The following is an 8,573-nucleotide window of genomic DNA, read 5'->3' on the forward strand; positions in this document are numbered from 1 at the left end:
CGAACGGGGATTGCGCCGAGCGCGAGGACACCCGATATTTCGGAGGCGTCCACCGTGGACGCCTAGCTCAAGGGCTTAATTCGATGAACGACTTCAACCGCGGCTACGCGCGCTCGATCCCGGCGGATCGCGCCGACATGTCGGTTGACGCCGGCCTGCGTAGTTTCATGCTCGGCGTCTACAACAAGGTGGCGTTGGGTCTCCTGCTGTCGGGCGCTCTGGCCTTCCTGACCAGCGCGACGCCGCTGGCCAACCTGCTGTACCAGGTCGGGCCGGGCGGGCGTTTCGCCGGCTTCACCCTGCTGGGCATGGTCGTGGCCTTCGCCCCGCTCGCGATGATGCTGGTGTCCATGTTCGCCATGCGCAACCCGACCGCGCGCTCGTCGGGCATTCTCTATTGGGCGATGGTCGCCTCGATCGGCGCGGGCCTTGGCGTGTGGCTGCTGATCTATACCGGCGCCTCGGTGGCCGCGACCTTCTTCGTGACCGCCGCCGCCTTCGGCGGGCTCAGCCTGGTCGGCTACACGACCAAGAAGGACCTGACCGGCTTCGGCAGCTTCCTGATCATGGGCCTGATCGGCCTCATGCTCGCCTCGCTGGTCCAGATGTTCCTGCATCTGCCGGGCCTGTCGTTCGTGATCAACATCCTGGGCGTGTTCATCTTCGCGGGCCTGATCGCCTATGACACCCAGCGCCTGAAGATGACCTATTACGCCCTGGGCGGCGACCAGCAGTCGATGGCCGTGGCGACCAACTACGGCGCGCTGAGCCTCTATCTGAACTTCATCAACCTGTTCCAATTCCTGCTCAGCATGATGGGCGACCGCCGCTAAGCCGGCGTTGCGAAACGGACCAGACGAGCCCCGGCGGGAAACCGCCGGGGCTTTTTCTTTGGCGGGAGCCGCCCCACATTGACGGCGATGGAGACGACCATGATCCGGACCCTCGCCTTCACCGCGGCCTTGGCGGCCGCCGGCCTCGCCCAAGCCAAAGTCCGGCTCCCGGCCTATCCGCCGCCCGACAAGACGCCCAATCTCGCCGCGCCTCTGAACCTGAAGCCCGTCGGCCCGATCGAGCTGCGCTACGCCAACGCGCCGGCTCCGCTGCCAAGGGGCGTCGCGCGGACGGCGATCGAGCGCCGCCAAGGCGGCGTCTCGGGCGGGATCGGCGTGTTGTGCGGCATCCAGCCCAGCGCCGACACCAGCGGGGTGGGCGCGGCGCGAGGCTACGACAACGAAGGCCGCTTCGTCGGCGCCAAGCTGGGCTTTTCGTTCTAGGGATCAGTCGACGACCGAGAACTTGCCCTTCTCGAACACCCGCAGCACCTGCGTCAGCTCATGGCCGCGCTTGAGGATCTGGCCGCCCTGGCCGAACACCGCCCAGGCGCCCTGCTTGCGGGCCAAAGCCGGGTTCTTCTCGACGCGATAGAGCGGCGCCTCGGCCGCGTGGCGAAAGATCGAGAAGACGGCGCGGTCCGAGAGGCCGGCGATGCCGTAGTCGCGCCACTCGCCGGCGGCGACCATGCGGCCGTAGAGGCGCATCAGCTGGTCGAGCTCTCGCCGCTCGAAAAAGACGACGCCGCCGACCGGCGCGGGCTGGGAATCCAGGGCCATGAGGGGAATCTAGTCCGAATCCGGCCGATTGGAACAGCATCGTGTCAGATGGGACACGGCCGGCGGAAATGACATGGGAAGGACACGGCGCGCCCTGAAAGGACCTTATTTCGGTCCTTCGCCCGCCCGTTTGCGGGTCGATAAGGTCAGTGTCGGCTGATCGGAGACCCTGTGGTCAGGATCCTGAACAGCCCCCCCAGCCCCCAGATCGCGGGCCGGTCGGCCGACAGACTTTGAAATATCCCCCTCCCCCAACGAGCCCGCGCGGATCCCCCTCCCGCGCGGGCTTTTTGCGTTCGCCGCGGCGTGTAACAGCCCGGAGACGCCGGCCGCACGACGGCCACACCCCGTCGCCAAAGCACCTTGGTTTGGTCCAGCGCTCGCCCGTTTGGCGGTCGATAACAAGAGCGTCGACGAAGACGGACCGGGGTCCTGTCCAGCCCCCCCCAGCCCCTCCGGCCCGCAAGTCTTCGACGATGCTTAAAGGACCCGCGCGGCCGTTCCCCTCCGCCGCGCGGGTTTTCCTTTGTCCGGAAAGCGCCGCGCGAGGCTCAGCGATCGGCGCCGGGGGCCTGCAGCACGCCCAGGATGCGGCCGCCCTTGGCGCCCTGCACCATCACCACGGTCACCAGGTCCGCGTCGGCGGCCTTCGGCAAGCGGTAGAGCTTGGGTCTGCCCGCCCACGGGCCCAGGCGCACCAGCTCGCGCACGACGTTGCGATGCACCAGGGTCTGGCCCTTGTTGTCGCCGCGCTTGACGGCGATGTCCTGCTCGCGCGGGTCGTAGCGCACCAGCCAGACCTCGCCGCCGCCGCGCGGCGCGGGGCCCGAACCGACCGCCACCCGGGTCTTGCCGACGAATTCCATGTCGGGCGGATTGGCCGGGGCCTTGGCCGCCGCCTTCACGAGGTCCTCGATCGCCTCGGCCTTGGTTCCCGAGGCCTGCACCCGGCCGCCGACCACCATCTGGGGCGTCGGCACGTCGCGCAGGGCGAACTTCTTGGCGTAGGCGCGCTGGCGTTCGGCGAAGTCCGGCTTGGCGAAGGTGTCCTTCCAGCCGAGATAGTCCCAGTAGTCGACCGAGTAGGTCAGGGCCAGGACGCCCTCGCGCCGGGCCAGTTCGGCGGCCAGCTGGTTGGCCTTGCCGCACGACGAACAGCCCTGGGCGGTGAACAGCTCGACCACCACGGGCGGCTTGCCCGCCCAGGCGGCCGACCCCCAAGCCAGGGATGACGCGGCGCCGGACAGGATCAGGCAGAACAGGGAGAGGGCGGCCTTACGCATTGCGGGTCACTTAAGCCAAGAACGCCCAGGATATCCGTTCACGAGGCCGTGAATAGCGGCGGTCCATGGGGAGAAACGGTGGAGACATCGTTGTCACGGACCGAAACGGCCCGCGACAGAACGAAAACGGCCGGCCCCGCGAGGAGCCGGCCGTCTCGTTCAAGCCCTGCGGCTTTCGCTTAGTCCGCGCGCGCCAGGTTGCGCAGCACGTAGTTCAGCACGCCGCCGTTCTTGAAGTATTCAAGCTCGGTCGGGGTGTCGATGCGGCAGCGCACCGGGAAGCGGGCGATGCGGCCGTCGGTCGGGCGGTACAGCTCGACGATCAGCTGCTTGCGCGGCGCCAGATCCGTCAGACCACGGATCGAGACGATTTCCTCGCCGGTCAGCTCCAGCTTCTGCCAGCCGTCCTGGACGAACTGCAGCGGCAGCACGCCCATGCCGACCAGGTTCGAACGGTGGATGCGTTCGAAGCTCTCGCAGATCACCGCGCGGACGCCCAGCAGCTTGGTGCCCTTGGCGGCCCAGTCACGCGACGAGCCGGTGCCGTATTCCTTGCCGCCGAAGACGACCGCCGGACGGCCTTCTTCCTGGTACTTCATCGCCGCGTCGTAGATCGACATCACTTCGCCGGTCGGGAAGTGCTTGGTCACGCCGCCTTCGATGTCCGGGGTGATGCGGTTGCGGATGCGGATGTTGGCGAACGTGCCGCGCATCATCACCTGGTGGTTGCCGCGGCGGGCGCCGTAGCCGTTGAAGTCCACCGGCTGGACGCCGTGGTCGATCAGGAACTTGCCGGCCGGGCTGGACGCCTTGATCGAACCGGCCGGGCTGATGTGGTCGGTGGTGATCGAGTCGCCGAACACGGCCAGGATGCGGGCTTCCACGATGTCGGTCACCGGGGCCGGCGTCATCGACATGTTGGGGAAGTACGGCGGGTTCTGGACGTAGGTCGAGTCGGCTTCCCAGGCGTAGGTCTGGCCGCCGGTCACCTTGATGCCCTGCCAGTTCTTGTCGCCCTTGAAGACGTCGCCGTAGCGGGTGGCGAACATCTTCTCGTTGATCGCCTTGCGCTGCAGGGCGGCGATGTCCTCGTTCGAGGGCCAGATGTCCTTCAGGTAGACGTCGTTGCCCTTCTTGTCCTGGCCGATCGGCTGGGTGGCCAGGTCGATCTTCAGGCTGCCGGCCAGGGCGTAGGCCACCACCAGCGGCGGCGAGGCCAGGTAGTTGGCGCGGACGTCCGGGTTCACGCGGCCTTCGAAGTTGCGGTTGCCCGAGAGCACCGAGCAGGCGACCAGATCGTTGTCGTTGATCGTCTTGCTGATGGCTTCCGGCAGCGGGCCCGAGTTGCCGATGCAGGTGGTGCAGCCGTAGCCCACGAGGTTGAAGCCCAGGGCGTCCAGCGACTTGGTGAGGCCGGCCTTGGCCAGGTAGTCGGTGACCACCTGCGAGCCGGGGGCCAGCGAGGTCTTCACCCACGGCTTGACCTTCAGGCCCTTGGCGACCGCGTTCTTGGCCAGCAGGCCGGCGGCGATCAGCACCGAGGGGTTGGAGGTGTTGGTGCACGAGGTGATGGCCGCGATGACCACGTCGCCGTGGCCGACGTCGAAGCTCTCACCCTCGACCGGCGCGCGCAGCTCGGGGTTCTCGGCCTTGCCGAACTCACCGGCCAGCGACTCGGCGAACTTGGCGGCGGCGTCGGCCAGCAGGACGCGGTCCTGCGGGCGCTTCGGACCGGCCAGCGACGGCTGGACGGTCGAGAGGTCGAGTTCCAGGGTGTCGGTGAAGGTCGGCTCGGCGACGCCGGGCTCCCACCACAGGCCCTGCTCCTTGGCGTAGGCTTCGACCAGGGCGACGCGTTCGGCGGTGCGGCCGGTGCCCTTCAGATAGGCCACGGTCGAGGCCGAGATCGGGAAGAAGCCGCAGGTGGCGCCGTATTCCGGAGCCATGTTGGCGATCGTCGCCTGGTCTTCCAGGGTCAGGTTGGCCAGGGCGTCGCCGTAGAATTCGACGAACTTGCCGACCACGCCCTTCTTGCGCAGCATCTGGGTGACGGTCAGCACCAGGTCGGTGGCCGTCGCGCCTTCCGGCATGGCGCCGGTCAGCTTGAAGCCGATGACTTCCGGGATCAGCATCGGGATCGGCTGGCCCAGCATCGCGGCCTCGGCCTCGATGCCGCCCACGCCCCAGCCCAGGACGGCCAGGCCGTTGACCATCGTCGTGTGGCTGTCGGTGCCGACGACGGTGTCGGGATAGGCGACTTCGGCGCCGTCGACCGTGTTGGTCCACACGGTCTGAGCCAGGTATTCCAGGTTCACCTGGTGGCAGATGCCGGTGCCGGGCGGCACGACGCGGAAGTTGTTGAAGGCCGACGAACCCCAGCGCAGGAAGCGGTAGCGCTCGATGTTGCGCTCGTACTCGCGCTTGACGTTGGCGTCATAGGCCTTGGAGTCGCCGAAGTTGTCGACCATCACCGAGTGGTCGATCACCAGGTCGACGGGGTTCAGCGGGTTGATCTTGGCCGGGTCGGCGCCCAGGGCGACCATGGCGTCGCGCATGGCGGCCAGGTCGACCACGGCCGGAACGCCGGTGAAGTCCTGCATCAGCACGCGCGCGGGGCGGAAGCTGATCTCGTGCTCGACCGAGCCCTTGTTCTGCAGCCAGGCGGCGACGGCCTTCAGGTCGTCCTCGGCGACCGAGACGCCGTCCTCGTTGCGCAGCAGGTTCTCGAGAAGCACCTTCATCGAGACCGGCAGCGAAGAAGTTCCGGCAAGACCGGCTTCCTCGGCGGCGCGAAGGCTGTAATAGACGTAGGTCTTGCCGCCGACGTTAAGCTCGCGACGGGCTTTCAGGCTGTCCACAGACGCCATTTCTAAGGATCCTTCTCTGTCCACGGCCGCCCGAAAACCGCTCCCGGGATCACGCGCTGATCGGAAGGGACACACAGGTTCCGCCTCCGCGCCGCGTACCACCCAAACCGACTGGAGGGGGACGACCGCGCGCTTCTTAGCGCTGCGTTGGCTCAACGTCCATGTCGCGCGCGGGGTCTTAGCGTGTTGAGAGTTGTTCTCATAAAGGATTTGGCGATTACACGCGGCGAGCGCCGCCTGTTCTCGAACCTCGACCTGAAGCTTGGCGCGAGCGAGGCCGCCGTCCTGGTGGGACGAAATGGCGCAGGCAAGACCAGCCTGCTGCGCGCGGTGGCGGGCCTGCTGCGTCCGGCCGAGGGGACCATCGCCTTCGAAGGCGACGCGGGGCCGCTCGAGGCCGATGCGGCGCGGGCCGAGCAGCTGCACCTGCTGGGCCACCAGGACGGCCTGAAGTCCAGCCGCACCGCCTGGGAGGAGCTGCGCTTCCAGACCCTTTGGACCGGCGGGACCGAGGAGACCGCCCGCGCGGCGGCCAAGCGCTTCGACCTTATGCGTCTGCTCGACCTGGAAGTCCGCCGCCTGTCGGCCGGCCAGCGCCGGCGACTGGCCCTGGCCCGCCTGGCCGCCAGTCCGCGCGCCTTGTGGCTGCTGGACGAGCCGATGGCCCCGCTCGACGCGGGCCAGCGCGCCGCGTTCGGCGAGGTCATGCGCGAGCATCTGGCGGGCGGCGGCATGATCCTGGCCTCGGTGCACGACCCGCTGCCGATCCCCACCCGAGCTGTGGAGATCGGCCAATGAAGGCGTTCGGCGTTCTTCTGCGACGCGAGCTGTCCCTGGCCTGGGGCAACGGCGGTGGGCCGCTGCTGGCCCTGACCTTCTACGCTTGCGTCGTGGTGCTGCTGCCCATGGCGTCCGGCCGCGCGCCCGAGCGTCTGGCCGCGATCGCGCCGGGGATCGCCTGGCTGGCCCTGGCGCTCGCGGCCCTGCTCTCCCTCGAAAGACTGTTCGAGCGCGACTACGAGGACGGGACCCTGGATCTGCTGGCCCTGGGCCCCGCGCCGCTGGAGGCCGTCGCCGTCGCCAAGTGCCTCGCTCAATGGCTGGCGACCGGCGCGCCCCTCGCCCTGGCCGCCCCCGTCGCGGCCCTGATGCTGGGCGCGGATCTCAAGGTCATGCCGCTCCTGGTGCTGTGCGCGCTGGTCGGGGGCCTGGCCTTCGCCTTCCTTGGCGGCCTGGGCGCGGCCCTGGCCCTGGGCAGCAAGCGCGGCGGCCTTCTGGTGGCGGTGATTGTCCTGCCGCTGTTCGCCCCGCCGGTGATCTTCGGCGCCGGGGCCCTGGACGGCTATTCGGCCGGCCTGCCCTGGACCGGCGGCCTCCTGCTGATGCTGGCCTATTGCGCGGGGGCGGTGGCCCTGTCGCCGCTGGCCATGGGCGCGGCCTGCCGCAACGCGTTGGATTGAGGCCCGCCTTTACTTACTGAGGACCCGTGTCATCCCGGCCAAAGCGTAGCGAAGAGCCGGACCCAAGGGGGTGACTGAACGCGGTGCGCGCCGCCCCTGGGTCCCGGATAGCCTCTACGAGGCTTCCGGGATGACACCGGATTTGAGCTGGAACTAAGGCGTGGGCGGAACTGTCGCCTGCAGCTCGCCCGGCTGCGCCTTGCGCTCGCCCAGCACCACCGCCAGGCTGCCGCCGATGATCAGCGCGCCGCCGGCCAAGAGCGGCAGGGTCAGGTGGTCGCCGAACAGCAGCACGCCGCAGGCCGCGCCCATCAGGGGCTCGATGTTGATGAACACGCCGGCGCTGGCCGCGCCGACCCGCGCCGATCCGAACTGCCAGGCGGCGGTGGCGAGCAGGGTCGCCAGCACGCCCTGGGCGACGACAGCGGCCCAGACCGGCGCGCTCAGGTCCAACCTCGGCGCGCCGTGCATCACGAAGGCGATCGGCAGGATGGTGACGGCGGCGACGATGATCGACACGGCCGGGATCGCCATCGCGTTCGGCGCGGGCGGCGCGCGGCGCAGGGTCAGCAGCCAGGCCAGGAACAGGAACAGCGCCGCGATCGACAGCGCCACGCCCCAAGGCGAGCTGGCGCCATCTGGCTTGCCCGCGATCAGCGCCGCGCCCAGGGTCGCCGCCGCCACGCCCGTCCAGGACAGCCGCGAGACCGTCTCGCCCAGCACCCGGGCGCTGACGGCGATCAAGGCGGGCATCGCCCCGACCAGCAGCGCCGCGACGGTGACGCTGACATGGGCCAGCCCCTCGAACTGGACCAGGAACGCCACGCCGTAGATCACCCCCGAGGCCAGCACGACCGGCGAGCGGAACAGGGCGCGGACCTCGGGACGGCGCAGGGCGAACGGCGCGGCGGCCAGGGCGGCGACGGCGAACCGCAGCAGCACCATGTGGGAAGCTTGCGCCTCGGTCAGGATCAGCTTGCCGGTCGGAAAGCCCAGGCCCCAACAGACGCCGGCCAAGGCCAAGGCCAGGAACGCGATCGACTTCATGCGGACTCCGCGCGGAAGGGGAAGGACCAGGGAGCACGCTCCCGGGCGACATCTAGCGTCGACGAGTCCTGGAAATGTCAGCGGTGATAGCTCAACAGCAGGCCCGCCCGCAAATCAGCTGCTCTTCGGCCCGCCGGCAAGTCTGTAGAATTGTTCATCCAGCCTGACATTTTCGCGCCACATCGCGATGGCCAAGCTTTTCGTCGGTTCAGCGACAAGGAGCTCACACCATGCGTAAAAGCCTTATCCGCCTGGCGCTCGCGGGCGCCGCCGTCGCCGCCCCTGTCTCTTATACACATCTCC

General features: G+C 68.8%; 8 protein-coding genes. 4 read left to right on the forward strand and 4 right to left on the reverse strand.

The features are described 5' to 3' along the window. The first annotated feature begins 83 nt into the window (after positions 1-83). Positions 84-833: a Bax inhibitor-1/YccA family protein gene (locus tag AX690_RS05545; protein WP_066685582.1), complete on the forward strand. Its 750-nt coding sequence runs from the start codon at positions 84-86 to the stop codon at positions 831-833. A gap of 99 nt (positions 834-932) precedes the next feature. After that, positions 933-1,277 carry a hypothetical protein gene (locus AX690_RS05550; protein WP_156449578.1) on the forward strand — a complete coding sequence of 115 codons (345 nt, stop codon included), beginning with the start codon at positions 933-935 and terminating at the stop codon, positions 1,275-1,277. 3 nt (positions 1,278-1,280) lie between these two features. On the opposite strand, the gene AX690_RS05555 is transcribed toward AX690_RS05550, so the two are convergent. The 3 genes from AX690_RS05555 to acnA form a co-directional block, all read right to left on the reverse strand. Next, positions 1,281-1,613 carry a DUF2794 domain-containing protein gene (locus tag AX690_RS05555; RefSeq protein ID WP_066685579.1) on the reverse strand — a complete coding sequence of 111 codons (333 nt, stop codon included), beginning with the start codon at positions 1,611-1,613 and terminating at the stop codon, positions 1,281-1,283. 551 nt (positions 1,614-2,164) lie between these two features. Next, positions 2,165-2,896 (reverse strand): thioredoxin family protein, encoded by a 732-nt coding sequence (locus tag AX690_RS05560; protein ID WP_066686396.1) that lies wholly within the window; start codon positions 2,894-2,896, stop codon positions 2,165-2,167. Between the two features lie 179 nt (positions 2,897-3,075). Continuing rightward, positions 3,076-5,763 carry an aconitate hydratase AcnA gene (acnA, locus tag AX690_RS05565; RefSeq protein ID WP_066686394.1) on the reverse strand — a complete coding sequence of 896 codons (2,688 nt, stop codon included), beginning with the start codon at positions 5,761-5,763 and terminating at the stop codon, positions 3,076-3,078. Between the two features lie 183 nt (positions 5,764-5,946). Here acnA and ccmA point away from each other — a divergent pair, with 183 nt between their 5' ends. After that, positions 5,947-6,561 carry a heme ABC exporter ATP-binding protein CcmA gene (ccmA, locus tag AX690_RS05570; protein WP_066686392.1) on the forward strand — a complete coding sequence of 205 codons (615 nt, stop codon included), beginning with the start codon at positions 5,947-5,949 and terminating at the stop codon, positions 6,559-6,561. After that, a complete protein-coding gene (gene ccmB, locus AX690_RS05575) occupies positions 6,558-7,223 on the forward strand; it encodes a heme exporter protein CcmB (RefSeq protein WP_066686390.1) in 666 nt (221 codons plus the stop codon). Before ccmA ends, ccmB begins: the two co-directional genes overlap by 4 nt. 153 nt (positions 7,224-7,376) lie before the next feature. On the opposite strand, the gene AX690_RS05580 is transcribed toward ccmB, so the two are convergent. Continuing rightward, positions 7,377-8,270 (reverse strand): DMT family transporter, encoded by an 894-nt coding sequence (locus tag AX690_RS05580; RefSeq protein WP_066686384.1) that lies wholly within the window; start codon positions 8,268-8,270, stop codon positions 7,377-7,379. Positions 8,271-8,573: the final 303 nt, after the last annotated feature.

The sequence above is a fragment of the Caulobacter sp. CCH9-E1 genome, assembly GCF_001556515.1.
Lineage (GTDB): Bacteria > Pseudomonadota > Alphaproteobacteria > Caulobacterales > Caulobacteraceae > Caulobacter.

Bases quoted from the DNA above. Each gene is read 5' to 3' on its own strand.
- AX690_RS05545 (WP_066685582.1), top strand. From the start codon at position 84: ATGAACGACTTCAACCGCGGCTACGCGCGCTCGATCCCGGCGGATCGC.
- AX690_RS05550 (WP_156449578.1), top strand. From the start codon at position 933: ATGATCCGGACCCTCGCCTTCACCGCGGCCTTGGCGGCCGCCGGCCTC.
- AX690_RS05555 (WP_066685579.1), bottom strand. From the start codon at position 1,613: ATGGCCCTGGATTCCCAGCCCGCGCCGGTCGGCGGCGTCGTCTTTTTC.
- AX690_RS05560 (WP_066686396.1), bottom strand. From the start codon at position 2,896: ATGCGTAAGGCCGCCCTCTCCCTGTTCTGCCTGATCCTGTCCGGCGCC.
- acnA (WP_066686394.1), bottom strand. From the start codon at position 5,763: ATGGCGTCTGTGGACAGCCTGAAAGCCCGTCGCGAGCTTAACGTCGGC.
- ccmB (WP_066686390.1), top strand. From the start codon at position 6,558: ATGAAGGCGTTCGGCGTTCTTCTGCGACGCGAGCTGTCCCTGGCCTGG.
- AX690_RS05580 (WP_066686384.1), bottom strand. From the start codon at position 8,270: ATGAAGTCGATCGCGTTCCTGGCCTTGGCCTTGGCCGGCGTCTGTTGG.